This is a genomic window from Microbulbifer aggregans (assembly GCF_020524005.1).
Lineage (GTDB): Bacteria > Pseudomonadota > Gammaproteobacteria > Pseudomonadales > Cellvibrionaceae > Microbulbifer > Microbulbifer aggregans_A.
Genome location: NZ_JAIVKK010000001.1, coordinates 52630 through 77380, shown reverse-complemented (window position 1 = coordinate 77380; position 24751 = coordinate 52630). Strand labels below are relative to the sequence as shown.

The 24751-nt window shown below is 56.7% G+C and carries 21 protein-coding genes; 3 read left to right on the top strand and 18 right to left on the bottom strand.

All coding sequences use genetic code 11. The features are described from left to right. Positions 1-8: 8 nt before the first annotated feature. The 15 genes from LC093_RS00320 to LC093_RS00250 all read right to left on the bottom strand — a co-directional run bounded on the left by LC093_RS00320 (position 9) and on the right by LC093_RS00250 (position 18001). A complete protein-coding gene (locus tag LC093_RS00320) occupies positions 9-470 on the bottom strand; it encodes a DUF2141 domain-containing protein (RefSeq protein ID WP_226660849.1) in 462 nt (153 codons plus the stop codon). Between the two features lie 66 nt (positions 471-536). After that, positions 537-1454, bottom strand: coding sequence for a hydroxymethylglutaryl-CoA lyase (locus tag LC093_RS00315; RefSeq protein WP_226660847.1), 918 nt, complete (start codon positions 1452-1454; stop codon positions 537-539). 19 nt (positions 1455-1473) lie between these two features. After that, entirely contained in the window at positions 1474-2673 is a 1200-nt protein-coding gene (locus LC093_RS00310; RefSeq protein WP_226660845.1) for a CaiB/BaiF CoA transferase family protein, read from the bottom strand. Between the two features lie 167 nt (positions 2674-2840). Then, on the bottom strand, positions 2841-3812 hold the full coding sequence (locus tag LC093_RS00305; protein WP_226660843.1) for a hypothetical protein: 972 nt from the start codon (positions 3810-3812) through the stop codon (positions 2841-2843). A gap of 140 nt (positions 3813-3952) precedes the next feature. Then, the gene (locus tag LC093_RS00300; RefSeq protein WP_226660841.1) at positions 3953-6562 is read right to left on the bottom strand and encodes a TonB-dependent receptor; all 2610 of its coding nucleotides are present in this window, start codon (positions 6560-6562) and stop codon (positions 3953-3955) included. Positions 6563-6816: 254 nt separating this feature from the next. Next, positions 6817-7593, bottom strand: a complete 777-nt coding sequence (locus LC093_RS00295) for an Asp/Glu racemase (RefSeq protein WP_226660839.1) — start codon at positions 7591-7593, stop codon at positions 6817-6819. A 66-nt stretch (positions 7594-7659) separates the two neighbouring features. After that, the gene (locus LC093_RS00290; RefSeq protein WP_226660837.1) at positions 7660-8871 is read right to left on the bottom strand and encodes an MFS transporter; all 1212 of its coding nucleotides are present in this window, start codon (positions 8869-8871) and stop codon (positions 7660-7662) included. Positions 8872-8904: 33 nt separating this feature from the next. Beyond that, the gene (locus tag LC093_RS00285; protein WP_226660835.1) at positions 8905-9738 is read right to left on the bottom strand and encodes an Asp/Glu racemase; all 834 of its coding nucleotides are present in this window, start codon (positions 9736-9738) and stop codon (positions 8905-8907) included. Positions 9739-9803: 65 nt separating this feature from the next. Next, positions 9804-11018 carry an FAD-dependent oxidoreductase gene (locus LC093_RS00280; RefSeq protein WP_226660833.1) on the bottom strand — a complete coding sequence of 405 codons (1215 nt, stop codon included), beginning with the start codon at positions 11016-11018 and terminating at the stop codon, positions 9804-9806. Positions 11019-11083: 65 nt separating this feature from the next. Then, positions 11084-11686, bottom strand: coding sequence for an isochorismatase family protein (locus tag LC093_RS00275; protein ID WP_226660829.1), 603 nt, complete (start codon positions 11684-11686; stop codon positions 11084-11086). 52 nt (positions 11687-11738) lie between these two features. Then, positions 11739-12560: an alpha/beta fold hydrolase gene (locus tag LC093_RS00270; RefSeq protein WP_226660826.1), complete on the bottom strand. Its 822-nt coding sequence runs from the start codon at positions 12558-12560 to the stop codon at positions 11739-11741. Further along, positions 12557-13999: an aldehyde dehydrogenase family protein gene (locus LC093_RS00265; protein WP_226660824.1), complete on the bottom strand. Its 1443-nt coding sequence runs from the start codon at positions 13997-13999 to the stop codon at positions 12557-12559. Before LC093_RS00265 ends, LC093_RS00270 begins: the two co-directional genes overlap by 4 nt. Positions 14000-14010: 11 nt before the next feature. Beyond that, on the bottom strand, positions 14011-15339 hold the full coding sequence (locus tag LC093_RS00260) for an acyl-CoA dehydrogenase family protein (protein ID WP_226660821.1): 1329 nt from the start codon (positions 15337-15339) through the stop codon (positions 14011-14013). Between the two features lie 97 nt (positions 15340-15436). Then, positions 15437-16183, bottom strand: coding sequence for a hypothetical protein (locus tag LC093_RS00255; RefSeq protein ID WP_226660819.1), 747 nt, complete (start codon positions 16181-16183; stop codon positions 15437-15439). 105 nt (positions 16184-16288) lie between these two features. Further along, on the bottom strand, positions 16289-18001 hold the full coding sequence (locus LC093_RS00250; RefSeq protein ID WP_226660816.1) for a nitrilase-related carbon-nitrogen hydrolase: 1713 nt from the start codon (positions 17999-18001) through the stop codon (positions 16289-16291). A 211-nt stretch (positions 18002-18212) separates the two neighbouring features. Between LC093_RS00250 and LC093_RS00245 the strand changes: the two genes are divergently transcribed. Then, positions 18213-19541, top strand: coding sequence for an MFS transporter (locus LC093_RS00245; protein ID WP_226660814.1), 1329 nt, complete (start codon positions 18213-18215; stop codon positions 19539-19541). Positions 19542-19614: 73 nt separating this feature from the next. Here the strand turns inward: LC093_RS00245 and LC093_RS00240 are convergent, their stop codons facing one another. The 3 genes from LC093_RS00240 to LC093_RS00230 form a co-directional block, all read right to left on the bottom strand. Continuing rightward, positions 19615-20325 (bottom strand): hypothetical protein, encoded by a 711-nt coding sequence (locus LC093_RS00240; RefSeq protein WP_226660812.1) that lies wholly within the window; start codon positions 20323-20325, stop codon positions 19615-19617. A gap of 81 nt (positions 20326-20406) precedes the next feature. After that, positions 20407-21156 carry an alpha/beta hydrolase gene (locus LC093_RS00235; protein WP_226660810.1) on the bottom strand — a complete coding sequence of 250 codons (750 nt, stop codon included), beginning with the start codon at positions 21154-21156 and terminating at the stop codon, positions 20407-20409. A 401-nt stretch (positions 21157-21557) separates the two neighbouring features. Beyond that, positions 21558-22364, bottom strand: a complete 807-nt coding sequence (locus LC093_RS00230; protein WP_226660808.1) for an SDR family NAD(P)-dependent oxidoreductase — start codon at positions 22362-22364, stop codon at positions 21558-21560. A 119-nt stretch (positions 22365-22483) separates the two neighbouring features. Between LC093_RS00230 and LC093_RS00225 the strand changes: the two genes are divergently transcribed. Further along, on the top strand, positions 22484-23116 hold the full coding sequence (locus tag LC093_RS00225) for a hypothetical protein (RefSeq protein ID WP_226660806.1): 633 nt from the start codon (positions 22484-22486) through the stop codon (positions 23114-23116). 160 nt (positions 23117-23276) lie between these two features. Further along, entirely contained in the window at positions 23277-24710 is a 1434-nt protein-coding gene (locus LC093_RS00220; protein ID WP_226660803.1) for an FAD-dependent oxidoreductase, read from the top strand. Positions 24711-24751: the final 41 nt, after the last annotated feature.

Here is a 24751-nt window from a genome sequence, read left to right as displayed (position 1 = left end):
TATTCCCATCAATTCAGGGTAATCGTTTCCTGCTGTTCCGTTTTTGAAACCTCAATTACTGCCTTGGAAAATTTTGGTGGGCCAAATTTAGGCACATGACCGTTGGAAAGCCCAACCGGTTCTTTTGGAATACCGATAAAATTGCTATCCATTTTGCCATTGGCATTACTGTCATGGTGCACACTGATCGCAAGGGCGCCGTATGGGAGTGAAAGCTCCACTTCTACATTGCCATCGTGTAAATTCTCAAGGCCCACCGTCTGCTCATACACTTTGGTATCACCCAGAAAGGTGTCCTTGGAATCATATACCGAAATATAGAGCTTACCCACTTGAGACTGGATATTGGAGACAGTGAGCTTTACTGTCGCCGTTTCTTCCGCCGCTAAGGCGCCGCTGCCAAACAAGGTGCTACCACTAAAGAAAACAAAAAGTAGCGCGTTAAAACTGCTAACAAATCGCTTTATCATCAGTCCATTCTCCATTGATTTCGGCCATCTGCCGCGTAATCCTGTTTATACGGGCGGTAATCGGAATCAGATGAGCGGCGCCCCTTTTTCAAGCTGTATCCGGCGCCATGCATCCGCCCTTCCGCCCGTCGCCGTGGCGAGCATGCTGCCCACCATTTTACCTACGCCCATCAATGCAGACAGGTCAATTCCGGTATCGAACCCCATTTGTTCCAGCAGCATCACTACATCTTCACTGGCCGCATTCCCGGTAGCGCCGGGCGCAAACGGACAACCACCTATACCACCCACCGCACTATCGAATTTGCGTACGCCCGCCTCCAGCGCTGCGAATATATTGGCCATCGCCAGCGCTCGGGTATCATGAAAGTGACATGCCAGCCGCGCCGCGCCGTACTCACTGGCGAGCGCGCGTATCAGCTTGCCAACCGCCAACGGGTTGGCCGCGCCAATCGTATCCGCCACGTTCACGTCATCCACGCCCAACGCGAATAGCTGACCAGCCAAATCCAATACCTTGCCCGGATCGGTACCCCCCTCAAACGGACACTGCCAGGCAACGGCAATACAGCCCACCACGCGCACCCCGTCCGCCCGTGCCAACTGGCAGATTTCGCCCGCCTGGGCGATAGAAGCCTCGATCGACATACGCACATTGCGCTGGTTCATGGTCTCGCTGGCACAAATCACCAGCACCACCGTATCCGCGCCCGCACTGCGCGCCAGCTCATAGCCTTTGCGGTTCGGAATCAGTACCTGGCGATCCAGTCCCGAAACATCCGAAATTCCGGCAAGCACCTGGTCAGTATTTGCCATGGCCGGCACCGCCTTGGGTGACACAAAGGCGCCCGCCTCTACTGAGCGCACACCCGCGTTCACCAGGCCGCTGATCAGTTCTATCCGCTGCTCGACACTCAGAATTCGCGTTTGGTTCTGCAGCCCGTCCCGGGGTCCGACATCATTGATCAATACGGATTCACGCATACGTCACTCCTGCTGCGGCTCAGCCGGCATCGCCCGCGCTCTTCAGGGCATCGATATCTGTCTGGGTGTAGCCACACAACTCACTGAGGATTTCATCCGTATGCTGGCCGATATGCGGCGCCGGTGAGAAGCTGTCTTCATGAGTACGGGACAGCTTAATCGGGTTTCCCGGAGCCTTGGTCTTCTTGCCATTGGGGTGCGCGATTTCCACCACCATGTTGCGGTGCAATACCTGTGGGTCGCTCAGGGCCTGTTCAAGGTTATTAATCGGCGCACAGGGAATGCGCTGTGCTTCCAGTTTTTCCAGCCAGGCATCGGTGGTATCCGTGACAAAGATCTCGGCGAGTTTGGCATCGATAAATGCTTTATCCGCAAAACGACCGGGCTGCCCGTCGTATTTCGGGTCGTCAAACTCCGGCACGTTCACCACTGGCTTGAGGTTCTGCCAGAAATTATCCGTGATCACCGCGATGATGATAAATCCATCCGCAGTGGAATAGCTGTTGTATGGTACGTGGACAAAGTGCGCATTGCCGATCGGGTATGGATTTTTGCCGCTGAGGAAGTGCATGGTCGCCATGTAGTTCAGCATGGATATCTGGCAATCCACCATGGAAATATCCACGTGCTGCCCGCGACCACTGGTGGCGCGCTCGGCGATCGCCGCGAGAATCCCCATCACCGCGAACATACCACCGCCGAGATCGCCTATGGGGATGCCGGCGCGCACCGGATTCGCCGGATCTTCGCCAGTGATGGACATACCGCCGCCATAAGCCTGCGCCACCTGATCGAATGCCGGGCGTTTTGCACCGGGGCCATCGGAACCGAATCCGGATACGCAGCACGTGATGATGCGCGGATTTATGTCACTCAGGGTGTCATAGTCAATGCCAAGTCGCTCGGGCACACCCGGTCCAAAATTACTGATGACCACATCGGCTTGCCTGACCAGGTCATAAAAGACCTGACGTCCGCCCTCGCTCTTGAGATTGAGCGCCACACTGCGTTTATTTCGATTAAGCGTCAGGTAATAGGCACCGAAGCCGTCAATGGAATTTTCGGGATCGCTAGCCAGCAACTTGCGCGTCCCCTCCCCGGCCAGCGGTTCCACCTTGATCAAATCCGCACCCAGATCGGCGAGCAGCATTGCGCCATAGGGTCCGGAAAGCATGTGGGTCAAATCGAGTATACGAATGCCATTTAGCGCCTTGCTCATAGAACAGCTCTCAAACCATTTTCGCCATTATAAATTATATTGTTATAATATTAATACTTTTTAGCTAACAGGGGTAGCCCGACTGCCTCTTCAGAGACACACTTACACAAACAAAAAAGCCTGCGGTAGCACACCACTACCGCAGGCAACACGAGAGGAGAACACCCCTATTGAATGGACTTTCCGGTTTCAGGGTTCACCGGGGTTTTCCAGAACAAGTACATCAATGCGATGTAGCCCAGCAAAATCGCCGAGGCGGTTACCGGAAATTCGTTGTAGTAAACCCAGGGTTCACGGAACATCTCCCACAGCACCATCTGCTCTGGCAGATACCAGAAAACACCACCTACGGCGATGGCGTAGCGAATCGCCAGGCCCGCCTCTTTCTGCTTGAACTGTTTCGAAACAATGATGACGGACCAGAGTGCCACTAGTCCAAATGCCACATAATTGCCATAGTGGTGCAGACCGAGTATCCGTTCGTCATTGACCGCCAACATCAATGTGTACATAAACCAGTTGACGAAAAACAATTCTGTGGCAGCGACCCGTGCATACTGGGGTTTGTATCCAGATGTAGGTTTACCAGGGCGCAGCCCGAAAATTTTCCGCACCCATAAGATGAGACGGCAACGGATATCCTTATTCAAGCCCATATAAATCATGAGCATGAAACAGAACAGCGTACTGCTCTGTAAAAAAACGTGCTCCCCCATAAAATACGGGCGCGGTATGGATTTATCGCCGGCAAACAGGGCGGCCAGGTCATCCTTCACAAGGTACGCCGGGCCCGAGTCAGTCATGGCCAGGGCAAAGTTATTCTCGCCACCGATAAAATGGAGGTACATCTCAAACCAGAACACCCAGATGAGCGAGCCACCCACAAACCCCATCCAGGTGCCTCGCACCTCATTCTGTTCCAGCCCCTTCCATACCAGCACCATACCCAATAGACCTACCACAAATGCAATTGCATAAGAAATGGTCGAGGGGATACCAGCGTAGATAAGAGTCACCAGAAAGATATGGGCGACCATTTTTTCCAGAATAATCCAGGCCAGGGCGAGCGCCCCCAGGACTGGTGCACTGTAAAGTCGAGACCTCGCAAGCGGAGGTGATTCAATAGCGGTGGTGGTCATTTGCAGTTACCTCTTGTTATTCCTGCGTTGAACGCGCTCAGGCTCCAACCATAAGCGCTATTTTTTTATTTTTACGTCGTTTCTACGTCATCCGGCTAGAGAAACACCCGCGCTCGAAAACGCAGGTGTTCTCGTCATCCTCAGAAAGTATAACTGAGCCGCAGGCCCGCGGTGCGCGGTTCTGGCAATAGCAGCTCCAACCCCTGGGGCGTAAAGGCGGCCCCGGGAAGATGGCCGTAATCCACGTTATTGAGTCCGACTTTAACCTTGTCGTCATCCAACAGATTGTTCACGTAGAACACGAGGTCTAGACTGTCAAAGTTCAGGCCGCCCTGGAAATCTACCAGCCAGTATTCCGGCAACCAGGCATTATTGCCGCGGTCCAGATAGCGCTCCGATTCATAGTTGCCCAACAGCTCTGTGAAATACCCGATACCGTTTCCAAATTCACCGTCATATCGCGCAGACAACATGGACGCGTGCTTGGCGGAATTCACGAACTGCGTACCCGAGTAGTCACCTTCAGCGGTACCGGTCCACAATTTGTCCAGCGTACCCGGCCTTCCCACATCGGCAATAGTGTAATCCGTCACTTCTGTATCGCTCAGCACATAGCTGGCAACAAAGGTCCAATTTACCGTTGGGCGATAAATTGCACTGAGCTCAAGACCCTGCAATTCACTTTTACCCGCATTGGTCACGACGGCATTCTGGTTACCGGTATTGGGATCGAATACGAAGTGGGAAATCTGCTGGTTGGTGTAGTCATACAGATAAATGGCACCATTGATCTGCAGTCGGTTGTCCAGCACGTTGCTTTTGAAACCCGCCTCATACACAGACAGCTCTTCCGGCTTGTATTCGCCGGTGGTGATAATCCCGTCCCCATCCGCCGTGGACATACCACCTGGCTTAAACCCCTCAGAGAAGGATGTGTAAACCATCAGGTTATCCAGCGCCTGCCAGTCCAGACTGACCCGCGGAACAAACGCTCGATCGGTGCGGGAATAAGTCTGTATTCCCGGATCGGTCGGCATGAAAGTTACCGGATCCAGAAAAGGAATACCCATCAGGCCATTGAATTGCGTACTCAGTGGCACACTGCGGTAATCGATGTCTTCTTCGAGATAGCGGCCTTCTGCTGTCACACGCCAGTCGTCAGCGATGTTGTAATTCAGGGAAAAGGCGAGAGAAACGTGGTCGGTGTCGCGGCTCATGGGAATCGGTAGTGGAACCGGTGCCGTGCGGTGATTTACCAGTCCGTACCCACCCATCCACTGATCCAGGTATGCATCCCAGAATGTTTTGTCCACGCCATCACGCAGCCACCATTGCTGATTCATCACCGTGTCCATGGATTCAGACCAGTAGAGCGCGTTGGTTTGCCAGTCCAGCTTACCCGCGCTACCCGACAGCCGGAATTCCTGACTGAACTGTGCGGACTCGAAAGTGGTATCACTGTTTGCGTTTACCCCGTACTGGGTGTACTCACCAGGGAAGCCCGGGTCAATAAACATACCGGATCCGGGACCCAGGGACTGCAGCGTAAAATTAGTGCGGTCAAAGTCGGACTGGGTGCGGGAATCGTTGTAGTTGACTCCGGTAAGGGACAGGAACTGGTAATTGTCCGTCTCGAATTTCAGCTCCAGCGACGAGCGCGCGCCGCGCACCGAAGTACCGGCAAAGTCGGACCCTGTCAGCGGATCGGGAGACAAATCAATTTCACTTTCCGAGGCACTGCCCAGGTCACCCACAATGACCGTGCCACAGGCAGGTGTGCCAGCGGGGCCAACAAGGTGGGCATAAGGGGAGGACATCGCGCAATCGGCGTCGGTCGTGCCGGTACCAGCGATCGGCCGGATTTCCGCATAAGGGCCGACAGATCCGAGGAGTGCATAATCATAGGGCGAAGAACCAGTATGCAGGACCGACTGGCGCTGTACGATGGGTCGCTGGGAATACTTGGCTTCACTGTATTCGGCGCGCCAGTATGCGGAAAACATTTCATCCGGGGTCCAGTTCACCGCTGCAGCAATGCCATCAGAATCCACGGTACCCAGGTTGCCCCCTGTATTGGGGTTATCGTAGTAGCCGTCAAATTCCGTTTTTGCCACATTGAGTGACGCCGCCAGAACACCGGGTATGATCGGCATACTGCCGCTTGCCTGCACCTTGCCATAGCCGTGCTCAGTGGCATCCACTGCAAAACGCGCTTCCGGGGTTTCGCCCGGGCGCTTGGTGATGTAATTGACGGCGCCGGAGAATGCGGAGCGGCCGTAGACCGCACTTTGCGGACCCTTTACGACTTCCACCCGCTCCAGATCAAACAGATCCAGGTTGGGACCATTACCACTGCCACCCGTGGTCATCGACTCCGAAGAAACATCTATACCATCGATCAGCAACGCCACATTGGAGCGGCCGCGGGTGTTGGAAAGCCCCCGCAGGGAAATTCGGGTATCGTTAGGCATGAGCCCGGTCTCGAAATCCAGTCCAGCCGTGTACCGGGCAACCCCCTCCAGCGCGGAAATACCTTTTTCCTGCATCTGCGCCCCAGTCAGCACATCCACCGCCACAGGTACCGTTTGCAGGGATTCTTCCCGCTTTCGCGCAGTTACCACCACTTCTTCAATGGCGAAGTCGTCACCGCGTGCGGCTTTTACCTGCCGAGTATGCTCCGTCTGCGCCACGGCGCCCTGCACAGCGACGCAGGCGGCAACAGCGAGGGAGAGTTGATTTCTATTGAACATAGCCACTCCAGAAAATTCGTTATTTTTGTACCGCTTGTCACCTGGCAAATCTGTTACCGCTCGCGATCGGCCATTCGAAGCGGCCGCGCAATCGCGACCAGCTTAAATGTTATTATGTTATGCTTTTATATCTTTTCAAGCGTTTTCTGGTATTGCCCTTTTAAAATTTGATGGTGCACCTCAATAGCCTGAACACACAGCCCCAGGAAAGTGCGCCCCCCTGAAGGTAATCACCACAATGGCTCACCCACCAGCTAAAATTCTTCGAGTAGGCGCCCCTTGCCAATAATCCGGTCTTCGATACCGCACGCGCGCAGCGCATGCCATACCGTTGCAATATTGATCGGTATCAGGGGTTTCTGCAGGCAGTGCTCAAGCGTCGGAAACAAATCCAATGTTGAAAGGTTCGTGCCACACTGGATGATTGCATCAACATCGTCTCCGTCGACTTCACGCACAGCTTCTATGACGTCCTGGATCGGAGTTTCTGCAATGGCGGTGGCTGACGGCCGGTTCATACCCTTGACCTTTACCACTTCAAAACCGATATCCGAAAAAAAGCGCCGCACGTTGTCGTCGCCCACCTGTGGGTAAGGAGTGATCACCGAAATGCGTTTGGCACCGAAGCAATTCAGGGCATCCTTAGTTGCACCGGCACCGGTAGTCAGACCAAGATCTCCTATCTGGTCACGAATTTCCCGCTCAAATGCGATATTGCCTTCCAGTCCACCCCAGAACGTCTCGGCGGACATGCCCAGCATGATGTGGGAGACCTTGGCAGAAAGGATATTGCGGATAGACACGGGAATTTCACCGCGCATGATTTCCAGAAAACGCTCAAACACGGTGTTTTCGTCGTCACCGCTACGGGACATTTCGTCCGACCAGTTGCGCAACTCGATCCAGAATCGGGATGGGTGCCAGGTAACCCCGTCCAGTTTGATATGCTGCAGGTCGTACTCGACACCGGTATTAGTGGAAGGAATGATGACGCCGATCTGCGCTCGGCGGGCGATTTGATAGTTGTCCATGAGAACTCCCGGAAATACTTTCCTGAGAGTTATACCGGCCACCCGCAGGGGCCGGCATGACAATTATCAAGAATTTCCCGCGACCGCCTCTGCGGCCAGCGGTTCTTCAGCTTGTGGGGCACGCAGTGCGAGGGCGAGCAGGAGCAGCAAACACATCAGGCCCGAGCCAATGTAGTAAGGCGCGTGCACACCGATCCCGGCAAAAGCGCTGCCGGTAATCGCCGTACCCGTCCCGCGCCCCAGTGTACCCAAGGCATTGTAGAGTCCCATCACCGCACCGCGATTATCGGCCTGCACTTCCTTGGATGTCAGCGATTGCATGGAGGTCAGTACAAAAGCAGCCCCAATCGCCTGCCCCATCAATGCGGCCGACACCGCTGGCACACTGCCAATCCCGCCGGCGAGCGTTACCAGGAGCGCGGAGATTCCAAAAATAACCGCGCCTGCGCGCATCAGGCGGCGCTCACCAAAGCGCCGGGACAGCGGCCCGATAAGCCCCCCCTGAACAATGACCATGGCGATGCCCGCGGCAATCAGTACCGGCACCAGGTCTTTCGGGCCGTGGGCAATATCCGTGGCGTCGGCCCAGATCGGAAATACCGATTCGACGAAGCCCGCCGCGAGGTTGTACACCCCGACCGAAGCCAGCAACAAACACAAGGTGCGCTGCCCTCCAACCCAGGCCAGCAACTGCCGGAAGGAAGTGCTCTCCACCGATCCCCTTTTTGTTTCAGGCAGGCTTTCCTTGAGGAAAAAGATCACCACCACCAAGGCGGAAAGGGATAGGCACGCGGACACCATGGCAGGCAACTGCAAATTGGCATCGGCAAAACTATCACCGGCGAGGTACCCGCCCAGTGCCGGCCCCACAATAAAGCTGATCCCGAATGCAGCCCCCAGCATGCCCATTGCTTTTGCGCGATCCTGATCAGTGGTTACATCGGCCACATAAGCCTGCGCCACGGAGAGGTTGCCGGCCATCAGGCCACTGAACAGCCGCGACACTGCCACCATCCATACGGCAGAGGCAAACCCCAGGAAAATAAAGCCCACTACCGAACCAGTAAGACTGACCATGAGGATCGGCTTGCGCCCAAAACGGTCGCTGAGCCGCCCCCACACCGGGGTAGCGAAGAACATTCCGACCACATATAGCGCCATACAGAATGTTGCCACCCCAGGACTGGCCCCCAATTGCAGTGCGTAATAGGCCAGGATAGGTAACATGATCCCAAAACCGATCATGTCCAGCAGGACAATAAATACCGCGATATACATGGTCGCTTCGCCTCCGGACGATGTGTAGCCGGGTCAGTGCTCTTCCAGCAACCAGCCCATATTGTCGAAACGATCATGGATACCGCAGCTGCGCAGCGCGTGCCAGCAGGTAGCGACATTGATCGGCAACACTGGTTTCTGCAGCATTTTTTCCATCGCCGGGAATACGCCGACGGTGGAAAGATTGGTGCCTACCTGCACAATCGCATCCACATCATCACCGTCAATCTCGCGCACGATGTCGAGTACCTGCGGCTCCGGCACCAGTGCAATTGCATCGTGGGCATTGGCGCAACGCAGGCCGACCAAGTGCTTGATGCGGTAGCCGGCATCCTCAAAAAACAGACGCACATTCTTGTCACCCACCGGCTGGTAGGGCGTGATGATCGACAGGGTCTTGCCGGAATTTTCCGGTACACCCAGCGCTTCCAGGGCCGAGATCACGGCGTTGGCCCCGGTCGTCAGGCCAGTATCCTCGCCCACCAACTCCTGAATGCGGTCAACAAATCCGTCGTTGCCCTTGATACCGCCCCAAAAGGTTTCCGCGGACATACCCATCATCACGTGATCGGGTTTGCAGGTCATCAGGCTCTCGATGGAGTCGCCGATGGTTTCACGCAGGCGCTCGAGAAAACGCATGAAATTGGCATCATCGCTAAGATCCGGGTGATCGATCATAAAGCGCGTGGTATGCCAGGTGACGCCACGCGGTAACAAGCGCTGGCAGTCGTATTCCACCGAGGTATTGGTGGAAGGAATCACCACGCCGATCTTGGCGCGGTGGCCGATATAATTATCGCGATGTCCATTGGTGAACTGTGAACGCTCACGGGTCTTTGACAGATCGATCTCGGTTGGGAATGTCATTCGGGCTCTCTCCACGCGCGCGCAATCGGCCACGCAATTATTAATGCCATGCTCGTTCGGATTTTTTACTGCACCACCAGACTGTCACGCACGCAATTGATCATTGATCGCTCCAGCAGGAATGCCCTGGCCCGCTCCGGATCGGCAGCGGTGTCCATCAGCATCTGCTGCCGCTTGCGCTGCACATCCGGATCGCGTGCCTCCATCAGTTTTTTGTTTTCGATGGTATGGCGCTGGACAAACTGCACCGCCAGTTCACGGCGCTGGCGGTCGTAGAGGGAAAATGCTGCGTCGGCATCGGCACCTTCCAGGATGACCCGCTGCAGTTTGTCGGCAAGGTTGAACGCATCGTGCAGACCGCCATTCATGCCCATGCCCCCCAGCGGATTGTTGATATGGCAGGCATCGCCCACCAGCAGCGCACGTCCCAGGTGATAGGTTTCGGCAACACGCTGGTTGACCGCATAAATACTTCGGTGATGGACATCGTAGTCTTCGTCGCGTGCGTGCAGGCGCTGGAGGCGCGACTGCACAAAATCATCCGACAGGTAGTAGGCTTCTTCTTCCTCACTCGCCGGAAACACCGGTACCAGCACACGCCACAGTTTGTCCGTCCGCAGGATCACGCACCACTCATCCGGATCCGACACGTAATTTACGTATGAGAAATCTTCAAAAACCTGTTCAAAGGGAAAACTGGTGCTGACGACCAGGAACTTCTCGTCGTAGGTAAACCCCATATAGCCAATTTCAGACCGCTTGCGCACCACACTGCGGGCACCTTCCGCGCCGACAATATAGGATCCGGTGAGACGCTCTTCCCCGGAAGCGGTCCGTACGACGGCGGTCACACCGGTATCTTGCTGGGTGTAATCCACCAGCTCGCAGCCGAACCGCACTTCCGCGCATGGATAGTCGGCTAGCGCCTCGCAGATAAAGTGCGTGAGTTCGTATTGTTCCAACTGCAGGCGAAAAGGAAAGCGGGTTTCATCGGCAATCATGGCCATATCGAAGGTCGCCACCTCGCCGGTACTGCGATCGCGGTACTGGTAACGATCCGCATGGAGCCCACGCTCCAGCATCTTCCCGATGACGGTTTCATCCAAATCCGCAATCATCTCCAGGGATGGCGGATGGAAAGTGGATGCGCGCAAATCGATCGGCAGACTGTCGCACTTTTCCAGCAGCTGCACCGGGATACCCTGTTTGGCCAGGGACAGGGCCAATACGCAGCCACTGGGACCTGCACCAGCGATAATGACAGGAGACTGTTTAGACATAACTACTCGCCAGATTTCAGTTATTGTTCTCGAAAACGCGCATTCCGGTCGGGCGCGCTACACATTCAAGCAGTCTGCGGCTGTGGCAGTAACGTCAGGACTTCCTCCAGCGAAACCACATCCGCATACTTGGCATGCATATCAAAAAGATTGGCTTCGTGTGCATCAGGGTTGCGATCACCTACTGCTTCGCGCGGCACCACTACCGGATAGTCGTACTGCAAACCGTCGACCACGGTCGCACGCACACAGCCGCTGGTTGTAAGGCCAGTCACCACAAGCGAATCCGCACCCTGCTCCCGCAGCCAGGCATCCAGGCTTGTTCGGTGGAAGCTGCTGGCCCACTGCTTGGGTATCACCGGCTCCCCGGCCTGCGGCTCCAGCCTGCTGTCCACCTGTACCCATTCAGAATCGGGTTTCAACACATTGAGATGCGGAATTCGATCGCGAAACACACGCGCCTCGCCATCGTGGTGGTACACCACGGTAGTAAACACCACAGGGAGACCCAACGCGCGAAAACGCTCCAGTAACTGCCGGTTAGCCGCCACCACATCGGGGCAGTCTGTGCCCAGTGGACAGCGGCTGCTGGTGAACCCGACAATCATGTCCACCAGTAACAGCGCCGGCCGACGGCCCAACCCGAGACTGTTTCTTTGCAGATCCATCGGTTTGCTTACGCCTCCTATGTCTTCGTACGTGACTGCCGGACAATAAGCATCATCCCGCGTCCACAACCTCAAGAAAAAAACGTCGCAACAGGTCAGCGACCGCCGCGGGCTGACGCTCGCATACGTAAGTACCCGCGTCTTCCGGTAACGCGGCCGCCATACCCCGCTGCAACAGCCGCACCGTAGGCGCGACCGCGGAACGCAGCAGATCCCTGCCGCCGGCAAAAACCAGTGCTGGACATTCAATTGCCGCCAATTGCCGGTCAACATTCTGTTCGGCTACCGCGCGGTAAGACGCCTGGTAGTATTCGCCGCAAGTAAAGGCGAGAATTGTTTCGCGCAGGCTGAGGGCGAGTTCCGCTTCAGGGTCTTTGGCCCGCAGCCGCTGCCACATCACTTGCCAGTGGGCGCCATCCGGCGCAACAGGTACAGTCTCGGCAGCCAGCGGCAACGACTGCTTCTGTGCATCCGTCAATAGTGTTGGCCCACTGAGCGCCAATGCCCGTACAAATTCCGGGTGATCAAAGGCAAGCTGCACTGCAATGGCGGCGCCAGTGTGGTGTCCGAAAACCAGTGCGGGGCGATCAAAACAACCACTTACCGCGCGATAAATGACGTCGGCAAAGGCGGCAATGGAAAGCTCTCCAGACAGAGGGTCACTGTTGCCAAATCCGGGGGTATCCACCGCGACAACAAAAAACTGCTGCGACAATAACGGCATCAGGCGTAAATACATGGCAGACGAGCTGGGTGTCTGGTGCAAAAGCAGTAACAGCGGTGACTGTTCAGAGCCGCAACAGTGGTAATGCAGCTGCCCAGCCGCGTGATCCAGGTAACCCCGACGGATCGGGACTGTGCTTACCTCGCTCAACGGGGCAGGCTCCCGACATCGACGCTGATCCACTTCACCTCGGTGAATTCCTCAGTACTGTAGTGGCCACCGCTACGCCCCATCCCGGAGAGCCCCACCCCGCCGATGGGCGCCAGTGCGTTACTCTGGAATGCGTGCATGCCAATATGCACAGCGCCGGAGGCAATCCGCCGCGCAGCGTGCATTCCCCACTGCAGGTTGTTGGTCAGCACGGCAGCGGACAGGCCGTAATCACTGTCGTTGGCGATCTCGATCGCCTGCTCAAGGTCATCCGCCGCCACCACACTGGCCACAGGACCAAAGCTTTCCTCGCGCCACGCGCGACTGTCCCGCGGCGGGTCCAGCAGCACGGTAGGTTTAACCACCAACCCCTGCATAATCTCGCCGCCAGTCAGCAGCTGCGCACCGCTCGCAATCGCCTCATGCACATGCTCGAGAACTTTCTCTACTGCGCGGCCGTTGATCAGCGGTCCGTAAACCGTGCGTTCATCGCGCAGATCCCCGAGAAACAGTGCTTCAGCTTCGACTTTGAGCGCATCAATAAAGGGCTGATAAATCGTCCGCTCCACGACGATGCGAGAGTTGGCCATGCAGATTTGCCCGCTGTGCGTAAAGATACCCTGTGCGGCGATTTTTGCCGCCTGCTGTGGATCTGCGTCGCGCAGCACCAACAACGCACTCTTGCCACCCAGCTCAAGCTGCATGCGGCGCATTCTGTTCAAACCGGCCTGCCCCACAGCAATACCGGTATTCGTGGATCCGGTCAGGGCGATACAGCGCACGCCTGGGTGATTCACCAGCTCCGCGCCACACTCACCGCCAAAACCGGTCACCACACTGACCGCCTCCGGCGGCACACCGGCGTCCAGCAGTAAACGGCCAAATGCGAGCGCGGTGAGCGGGGTTTCTTCGGAGGGTTTAATCACCAGACTGTTGCCCGCTGCGAGCGGAAAGGCGCACATTTTGGTCAGCAACGAAAGCGGCGCGTTATAGGGCGACACAACGCCCACCACACCCAGCGGTTCGCGAATGACCAGCGACATGCGACGGGGGTCATCATTGGGAAAGGTTTCACCGTAAAGGCGACGCGCTTCGCCCGCAGCAGTACGCAACAGGTCGACCGTGTAAGCGATTTCTCCCCGCGCTTTGGAAATCGTGGACCCACTTTCATCAATCAGAGTATCGAGGAAACGCGCGTGCCCTTCCTGGGCGACCAGTTCGGCGGCACGCAGCAAAGCCGCTTCGCGCTCTGCCGGGCGCAGGCGAAACCAGGCTTCAAAACCACGCGCCGCGGCCCGTACCGCGAGATCCACGTCGGTGGCACCTGCACGCGGCACTTCCGCCAGAACCTCGCCGGTCGCCGGCGCCGTGACTGCAAAGGTGGTGCCGCCATTGGCAGCTACCGCCTCTCCCCCTATCAACATGTGCTGATTTTGCATCGTGACTCCGCTCAGGCCTGCTGCTCTGCAACTTTCTGATTCGCAGATTTTTGCTCCGCGTTTTTTTGTTCCTCAACCTTGTCACTAACGCCAAACAGGTTTTGCTCGGCACCTTCCACTTCCATTTGCGCCGCCATCAGGCGGCCGCGCTCGGCCGGGAAGGCCTGCACAATGCCCATGGTCAATTCACGCAGGAAACGCGCCGGGTCACCCATGGTGCCCGAAGTACCGCTGGCCTTGAGGGCGTTGGCAGCGATTCGGAATCCGGACTCCGCCACAACCCCTTTGCACAACCGCCACTGCTTGACCACTTCGTGCTTATTGGCAATTGGTGGCTCGCTGGATTCCAGCTGCAACTGGCGGCGCAACCACAGCAGCGATGTCTGCAGGTCGACCATCATGTTGCCGATCAGCTCCTGCTGATAGGGTGCCGTTCCAATGGGCTTGCCGGTATCGGCGAATTTTTTCTCGGTAAGATGTTTGAGCACATTCTGGTAAGCCGTGTGCGCTGCACCGGCATAGCCACAAACCGCAGCCATCTGGTTGCCAACAAAGCTGCCCCGGCTCATCTGCATGCAGCGGGTAAAAGCACCAGGAATGGCAAGGGACATGTCTTCCGGCACAAAATAATTTTCCAGCACGATGCCGCCGGAACTGGTTCCGCGCATACCGATGGCATCCCAGGGGGCGCGCGGGCGCACACCATCTCCGTCACGATCCACAAAGAAAGTACACAGGCCTTCCGCGGTGTCGAATCCCTCAAGGCTGGCGGTGACCAGGTACTTGTCAGCGACCCCAGTGCCGGTACCGAAAGACTTTACTCCGTTGAGCAGGTAGCCACCCTCCACCTTGCGCGCCTCGGTACTGATAGTTACCGCAGCCTTTTCAGATTTCACCGACTCGCTGGCAAAATTCGCAAACCAGAAGCCGTCGCGCCCCATGCCATACAACACACGTTCGGCGAACTGGCGCACTTGGGGCGCCTCGTCTTCAGTAAACAGCCCGGCGTCCAGCGCCTCCATCGCCAGCAGACCGCGGGAGGCCGCACTGCAATGGAAAAAGAAGGCCAGCGCCGTAGAAGGACAGGCAGAACCCAGTGCGAAACAGGCCGCAGCCAGATCTCGAAGTCCGCCGCCGAGGCCACCATATTCAGTGGGAATAATCAGCCCCAACAGACCGGATTCACTGAACTGACGCACGTGGGGCATATGAAACTGGGCATTGGCATCCACCTCGGGCGCAGCCTCGCGCACTGCTGGCAACACCGATTCCACAACTTCCGCACGGGCACGCTCGGCCTCGCTCATATCCTCAAGCAGTATCTCACCGGTCAGTTTCATTGCTTTCCCCTACCCGTTTAATTCTTTGTGATCTCTACAACGTCGTGACAAATACTCCAGGCACGATTGTCAATTCTTTGCTTTCAGAAGCTTGTCTTCAGGTGTTGTTTTTCAGCAGAGATCGCAATGCGTCACTGCTTTCACTGCCAATCAGGCCACCGATCTGATTCCAGACCTTGTCGACATCCGGATCGAAAATAATTTCACGGTTGCGGCGGTCCCGCTCTGCCAGTTGCGCGCTGTCCACCGCCTCCAGAGCCTTGTCGCTCACACCTTTTTCCAATAGTGCAAACCAGTGATCTAGATAGGCATCCACAGTGTCATCGATTTTTGAAAAGGCTTCCGCGGTAGCGCGATGGACCAGCATCCAGGGCGACATAACCGCCAACTGCCGGATATCCAGCTGCGCTGCGCTCAACCCTTCCATTGCCCGCGTGGCTTTGCACGTCTCGGTCAATGGCGTATACACCTCATCCATATAGGCGAGATTCGCGCCGAGATCGAGACGGGGAACAAGATCGAGATGGAATGCACAGTGGGGGCCGGCACCAACGGAATCGAGTGTGAAATGCGGCACAGCACTCTCGGCGGGCGTAAATGCGAACAGCATATGGGAGTCAAGGCCAATCTGCGGAACCACAAGTGCGCAGGTGACCAATTTCTGCAGGGATCCACCGTCATACACACGAACCTCACCAACCTTTCCCTGCGCCATAGGGGCATGGCTTTCCAAAGTCAGATAAGGACCCTTGTCGTCGCCGCGTACTTCAGTTAGCCCGAGGGTTTCAATCACCCGATCACGGGTTTTCCTGGCCAGCGCCTCTGGCAGTGAAGCAGCACTCATAATTGACTCCGGTTTTTATCGCTTGTTGGTAGGGGATTTTGGGCAAGTCGACACAGCGCCACATTGATAATTCTCAATAAGACGCTGCGCGACATTTGAAGCGGTTCAGGTTGCCGTAATGGCGCCGCACAACTTCCAGGGACGACTGCTTACCAAGTCGGTATTTCGGGACACCTCTTTGTTTTCGGCGGCAGCCGGGAATAGCGTCACAGGGAGCAATTGCTGACCGTCTTCCATCCGGAAGAGCTCGGGCTGACTGAGCAGACCGTCAAAGGCCCGCTCTTTCCATGGCGTGAGCACGGTAAAGTCGCGCTGCAAGGCCGTGGCAAACCCCCGCCCTAACGTCGAACCGATGGCCGCAGCCAGCAGGTTGATGCGATTCTCTGCGGAGCGCTCCAGCAACCCGGTGCGCAACTCCCAGGCTTCCAGAGGGTCCAGCGGTACCACAGCGGTATCGACACCCGCCAGCGCCAGCAGGCGGAAGCTCTCGGGGTAAATACTGTCATCCGAAGTCATCACCGCAACGCGCGCGAATGGCAATTCCGCACTGTCAAAACCGGCAGTCGGCGCAGACCACGCAAAGCGCTCACTGCGGTGTACCTGCCCCTGGCTGAGCACTACGCCATTGGCGCCGATCAATACTGCACAGTAACGGTTCTCCCCGTCTTCACCACGCATCGGCAAGGCCGTGGATACGTAACATTCGTCATCACAGCACTGACGCAGCGACTCCACGACTTCACCGGCAAAATCCAGCGCGGCAGGGAGGTCCGCCGCGATAGCTTCCGCACCCAGCAGCGGCGGCACAGCAACCAGCCTGGCCCCACCCTCCACGGCTTTTCCGGCCAATGCCACTGCTTCACGCAGGCCATCGCGCCCGCCGCAAAGCGGATCAACCACGGCGGCGGAAACGGACTCGGCCCCACGCCACTGCGGGTAGGACTGCCCTGACGGATCCTGGCCGATCGATGCGTACAATTCTGGGCGGCGGCAGGCAAAAATATCGGTTCCATCGGCGCGATGCTTGTCGTCGGCCAATGCCGGCTCGATGTCCGCAAAAACAATCTCTTCCTGATCCATCGAGGCACAGGCCAATACCTCACCATCTGGAGCAACGATCTGGCTCTCCCCTGCACCATGCAGGAATTTTTGCGGGATACCGGTGGCCTCACTCACCGGCACCAGTATCGCCTCAGGGACAAGGGGGCCGACCTTGTTGGCGGCAACGATAAAGACCCGGTTTTCCGGCGCGCGCACCGGCACATGCAGGGAACCCTCATCTCCGGCAAAGGAGTTGTAACTGTTACACAGAACCTGCGCACCACGCAGGGCCAGGGTGCGCGGCGGCTCATTGATTACGCCATCCATACAGGCGTAAAGCCCGATCCGCCCCAACGGTGTTTCGACTACCGGCCCCGGCTCATGCGCAGGCTCGAGGAAATCATTTTCATGGCCGATATAAATCTGTTTGGTGTTATCGGCAAGCAGCTGTCCCTCAGGGGAGTACAGCAGGCTCGAGCCAGTTACTGTGCCGTCTTCACGCAGTACAGTACAGTTGATCACCACGTGAATCCCAAGACTGCGCGCTTTCTCTGACACGGCCTGCAAAAACGGCCCGTCCAGTGTTACGGACACGTCAGCGCAGTGCGCCTGGTCATCGTACCAGGACAGGTAATTGCAGAACTCCGGCAGCACCACGAGATCCGGCTGCACTTCTGCTGCGCGATCCAGCATACGCAACACCGTAGCCAGATTATGGTCAACGTCAGTACCTACATGAAATTGCGCCGCTGCAACACGAATGGTTTTATTGTTCATTTTACGACCTGCCTCTGCCAAAGCCCGCTCCCCCGCAATGCAAGAGAGACTGTGTTTACCGATAAATTACTATCAATTGTTATAAAAGACTAACATTATATCTTTTGTCCGGAAATCCAAATATGATGATGTAACGTAACAATCAAACCAGAACACGCACCCAAGCCAGAACACGAACCATACGCCTATATCCCTTTAGAGAGGCATCACCATGGCCCAACAACAGGAACGCCGACTTCTCGGCCTCCATCTCGAGAACGACGTATCCGGAACCAATGTTCTCACCTTTTATTTCGCCTGCCTGGCGACCATCATGTTCGCCTCGTTCATTCCACAGAGCCAGCCCTTCCTGCTGACGGAGTTTCTCGGAATCCCTCCGGAACGGCACGGCATGGTCAGCGGCCTGCTGAATTTCTGGGCGGAAATCGCCATCATCATTGCGGTGGCCATCTTTGGCCCACTTTCTGATCGCTTTGGCCGCCGACCGATCACAGGATTTGGTTTTCTGGTGATGTCGGGCGGTATCGCCCTGTATCCCCATGCACGAGATATTACCGAGCTGCTGTTTGTGCGGCTGGGTTATGCGATTGGACTGGCAGCGGTAACCACCACCATCGTCGCACTGGTGGCCGATTATGTAAGGGATGAAAGCCGCGGCCGAGCCACCGGACTGCAGGGTGTAATGAACGGCGTTGGCGCGATGATCTGCGTCTTCCTGCTGCTCCAACTTCCGGCGATTTTGCAAAAATCCGGCGCCACCGCTCAGGAAGCAGGTATCCAGACCTACAGTATCGTTGCCGTGGTTTCCTTCATTACCGGGGTACTCATGCTGGTCGGCCTCAAACCAGGCGCGCGCACACAAAGTGAACACAGTGAAAGCCTGGTCAGTATCACCCGCAATGGACTGAAAGCCGCACGGGATCCGAGCATTGCCCTTGCCTACGGCGCATCATTCGTAGCCCGCGGCAACCTGATGATCGTCGGCACTTTCTTTACTCTGTGGGTGACCAATTACGGCACAACGGAAATGGGCATGAGCCGCGCCGAGGCTCTGGCGCGCGCAGGTATGATCGTTGGCATCGCCCAGGGATGTGCGCTGCTTGCCGCCCCGCTGTTTGGAGTACTTGCGGATAAAATTTCCCGAGTGCGCGCACTGATCATTGCCCTGCTGATTTCCGCGATCGGTTATGGCTCCACCATATTCATCACGGATCCTTTCACTACCGGGATGATTGTCTGCGCCGCACTGATTGGCCTTGGCGAAATTGGCTGCATCATAACCAGCGGCGTTTTGGTCGCCCAGCAGGCCCCCGAGTCCCACCGGGGTGCCGTGATTGGATTCTTCACACTGTCGGGCGCTGTAGGCATTCTCGTCGCCAGCGTAGCCGGCGGTTACCTTTTTGATACCTGGCGCGCATCCGGCCCGTTTGTGTTTTTCAGCGGGGTTGCCCTGCTCGTACTGATTTGGGCCATCATCCTTGAGCGCCGCACCGCAAGCCTCGGGCAACCTGCCCCACTAGCGGGTGAACCGGCCACCTGATTGGTGCACAACATACGCCGAGTGCACATACAAATAAAAAGCCCGCAATTGCGGGCTTTTTATTGTCCGGAATTCAATTTCTCCCTCCCGGACGAACAGAAACCGCATGAAGCGACGCAGAGATAGAGCCAGCCGGACCCACTGTACTGTGACCCTGCAAATTCATCACACGCTTTAGTGTACCCAACAGGGAAACTGCGAATAACAGCTCCGCGGCATTCCCCGCGATAAAGCCCCATTCACGTCCGGCCAGTGCCCCATTGATAACAAAGATTTGCAGCGCCCCCAAAAACAGCCAGGGCCAACTCGCTAGGCGCCACACCCAGGCACCGGTAATAACAACCAGTAGATTGACGATAATCGTGGCATACGGCGGTTGTCCGTCAGTGGCGACCAGCCTTGGGTAATACTCCGCTGGCGCCAATGACAACGACGCCAGATCAAAGAAATATCCATAGGCGATCGCCAGACCCGCAAGTATCCACGCCAGTCGCACGGGCCACACCGGGCTGCTCCCGGTGAACCCGCACCAAGCAGACGCGACAAACACCAACAACAATGGCAGCAGGATCGCGTGCCCCCAGAATCGCAATGTGCTCAGGATGTCATAAATACCAGAAGGAAGAAGATACGGCCCTAACCCGACCACCAGATTGTCGAACGCCAAAGTCAATAACAGGCAACGTAGGAACAGCAGTGGAAAACCGGCACCCTTAAGTTGCCGCGTCCACAGAAGCAGTCCGACGTGAGACAGGCATAACAGGAAAAAAATCGCACTGAGCATCAGACCGTCCTGAAAAAAAAGGCCCACACCAGCCCCTCAATAAAATGAGGGATCGGTGCGGGGCACATGTATAGATCCGGATTAATTCAACAGGGAAGTGATCTCCTGCTCCACAATGGCCTGCTGGGCATCGCGGGTAATCAGCGCCGGGTTATCGTTATTCTGCAACGTATCGGTGTAATAAAATTGCGTATGGTTACCACCGTCAATCCGCACGAAACGAGTAGTCGCAGGTAACTGGTCACGACTGCCATCAATATCACTTTCCGTGGTAAGACCATCCTCCGAACCCCAGATCGAAACTACCGGAATAGTGATATCCGACAGGTCAACCGTCGCATCCGGATAGGACGCCAGAAGTACCAGCGCAGCAATACCATCGGAGGGAGCCCGGTTGTTATCCACCCACAATGCCGCCACCGTGCCGCCCAGTGAGTGCCCAGCCACTACCCAGTCCGTCACTTCGCCGCGCCAGTAGTTTTTCACGTAAGTACCGTAATGGGTGCCAAGAAAACCAAAATTGAAGGGCGGCGTGACCACTGCAGAAGGAATCCCCTGATCCGCAAAATGGCGAGCCAGCGGCGCGTAGGAACGCGGATCAACAAAGCCACCGGGGTAAATGATCAGCCCGCGATCACTAACCGGATTGACCGGGTCAAAACCGAAAAACAGTGATACCCCGACAAAATCGCGCTTCTGGAATACGGTTACCGAGGGCGAGGACGTCATCGCCGCATCGACCTCCGCCTGAGCATCGGCAATCGCTGGCGCATGATAAACAAACAGGGCTGAAACTAGCCCGAAAACCCGCATAAGTGTGGTAAGCCTCATGGCTCTCTCCCAATTAAGATTTTATTTGAAGCTGAAGAAGTCAACATCAATTTCTGGCCTGCCGGGCACCACCCTACGCGAGTCAGACACAAACCACGGGCTCAACCACAAGAGCACACAACAGTACCTTCCGGCGACATATGACCAGACCACAAATCAAAACTCATATGCATAACATTATATTAATATAACATTATGTTTTTACCTTATACGGCGAAGCGCTACAGGCCAGCAATAGCCAGAGCCGGGAAACCGGAAACTATGGCGCGGAACTCATCCAAGAAGACAGGTTCTGTGAATCAGTGCGGAAATGCGGGGTAACCAAAAGGCGAGAAAGCGGCGGGTATGAAAAGTGTTTCGGGCCCACCCAGATTGGCAAGGGCGAGCCCAACGAAGCAAAGTCAGGCTGGCTGGGAGTCGTAACCGGCAAAAAGGTCGCGCTTGTTAAAGCCCGCGGTAAGGAAACGCCAGAATGCCTTGCGCCCGGTCAGCCAGGCGACCCGGGTGCCTGATTTATGCGCGCCCAGGATGCCGCGCACAAGAAATGGCGTTACGGTCTCGACAGTATCACCAAGAATATTCAGGATCTTGCGGGTCTTCTGCCATTCCGCTGAAGAGAAGTCATAATCCCCTACCAGCAGATCCGTGACTACAATGCCCGGACTCAGGGTATTGACCTGCACCGCCGTACCTTTCACTTCTTTTTGCAGCGATGCGGTGAGGTAATTGAGGGCGCGCTTGGTCGCACCGTAGGCAGCCATGCCCGCATTTGTCTGGCCCGTACTGCCAAACCCTTCCATATTCCAGATCTGTCCGTGGCCCTGATCCAGCATTCCCGCCAGCGCCACCTTGCAGGCCAGCAGCAAGCCCGTCAAATTGGTATCGACAATATTACGCAAATCGTCTGCCGACTGTTCCCACAGGGATTTACGCACAATGCTCATGCCCGCGTTGTTGATCCAGATATCGACCGGCCCGGTAGCGCTCGCGAATGCCCAAAGCCCGGCGAGGTCCTGCTCCGAGGTGATATCACAGGCAATTCCCGTCACAGCCGCTTCGCCATGGACCGCCCGCAATTCTTTAACGGCTTCATCCACCTTCTCCTGGGAGCGGGCACTGATGACAACCCGGCAACCACTAGCCAGAAAGTTTTCCGCAAGTCCGCGCCCTATCCCACGGGTACTGCCTGTTATCACCACCGTTTTCATGACGTCACTCCTGTTTTGGTTGTTACACTGGTTTGACGCGCCGATAACACCTCTGGCTGCCGCCGATATTTTGAGTTATTGTTATATCATTATTATATTTAACACAAGAAACTTCCAACATGTCAGAGCGCTTTCCCCAAGAAAACGGCAGTACCACCAGCAACTACCCCACGTTTCCCGTAGGCTCCGTGGGCTACAACCTGATGCTGATGCGCGGCACCTGGCACGACCAGGTAGAACTCTTTCACCTGGACGGCCGCCCCCTGGAAGACGACACCGCAGCTGGTAGCGGGACCCCGGGTCCGAGCCCATTCGACAACCTCGTCTACCTGGATTTCGACGGCCACCGCCTGCAACTCACCAATGTCCATTTTCGCGGACGCGCGCCCACCGCAAAAACCTTTACCGGTCAATTGCGTGACGATCTTCTAGTTTTCGATCCACTGGGACCCGGTGCCTATGAAAATGTGGGCGTATCCGGAGGGGTCGGCATCCTTACCTTCAATGCATTGAGCCTGAATGCGGCCTGCAATGTCTATATGGAACCGGACTTCATCATGCTCACCGCTCCCGGTCAGCGCGTCCGCCACACCGTGCTCTACCGCGACGGTGTCGCAACCCGCACACTGACCGCTCGCGGTGTACGCCTGTCCCCCACCTGTGACCGCCGCCACGAGCTGGACCCACGTGGCAGCGAGGGCCCGGTTCACGAAGAGCCCTTCACCGCGTCCATATGGAAACATCTCGCCTGAGCCGCTGGCGCCCTGGTTTCGGCTCGCTTCCGCGGGCCTTTTCCCTCGCTGCTTGACAATTGTCATCCCCAGAAAAAATACACCTTCTTATGCTGCATCTATCCGCCACGAAATTTTGCGTTGGCAGACCGAAATAACAGTAATGATCGGGAAGTAATACATGCAGGAGTATCGAATCTGGGAATGCCTGGTTTGTGGCTGGGTATACGACGAATCCAAAGGTGCACCGGAAGACGGCATTCCCCCGGGGACCCGCTGGGAAGACGTACCCAGCGACTGGCAATGCCCGGAATGCGGTGTCGGCAAGGATGACTTCGAAATGATCGAGGTCCGCGCCGCGACCGCCGTCGAGCAACCGGCAACCGAACCCAGCAACCAGCCACACACTGCCGAAAATACCGGCCCGCTGAACGAGCCCGTCGACTACCAGCGAGCGCCGATCGTAGTCATCGGCACCGGACTTGCCGGTTATCACTTCGCCAGGGAACTGCGCAAACTCGACCAGCGCACGCCACTGATCCTGATCTCCGCCGACGACGGCAACAGCTATTCCAAACCACAGCTCAGTACCGCCTTCCACAAGCAGCGCACCCCCGAGCAGTTGATCAGCCAAAATGCTCGACACATGGCCGAAACCCTGAACGCGCAGGTGCTCACTTTCACCCGGGCAACCGCCATCGACACCGCAAGCCGCACCCTGACACTTGAGACCGGACTACAGAGCCAGCGACTGCCTTACGGAAAACTGGTGATGGCACTGGGCTCGGAGCCGATTGAAGTTGCCGTTGGCGGCAATGCCGCCGGCTGCACCTTCCGCATCAACGATTTGCAGGACTTCCAGCGCTTTTACACTGCCGCCAGCGGAGCCAAATCGGTATTGGTAATTGGTGGCGGCCTGATCGGCTGCGAATATGCCAACGACCTGATCCAGTCCGGATTCGAGGTGCACGTCGTCGAACCGCAACCACACGCACTGGGCAACCTGCTGCCACCGACAGCCAGCGCCCTGGTAGAAAGCGCACTCAGGGATGCAGGAGTCCGCTTCCACTTCGGCACTACAGTTGAATCCCTCGATTACTGTGGCGCCGGGATCACGGCGGCACTGAAAAACGGCACATCCATTCAAGTCGACCGCATTATCAGCGCGATCGGCGTGCGCCCACGCACACAACTGGCAAGGGAAAGCGACATCCCCTGCAACCGCGGCATCTTGACTGACCGCCATTTGGCCACCGGGGTTGAGCATGTCTACGCACTAGGCGACTGCGCAGAGGTCGATGGGCACAACCTGTGCTACGTGGCCCCATTGCTCGCCGGTGCGCGCGCTCTGGCGCACACGCTCGCGGGCACACCCACACCGGTGTACTACGACAACATGCCGGTGCACATCAAAACCACTCTGTGTCCGGTAATCGCGTCTCCGCCGCCAGCCAACGCAGTTGGCCAGTGGCATTATGAGCGCGTGGACACCGAGGGCGTGGCCGCGCGCTTTACCGACAGCAATGGCCTGCTGCTCGGTTTTGCACTGGTCGGCGAAGCTTGCCAGCAGGCCGCAAGCTTCAGCGAACAGGCGCCACCAATGATGCAGAATTGATTTTTGCCAAGGCGGAACCCCATCCGTAGATTAGGATGGCA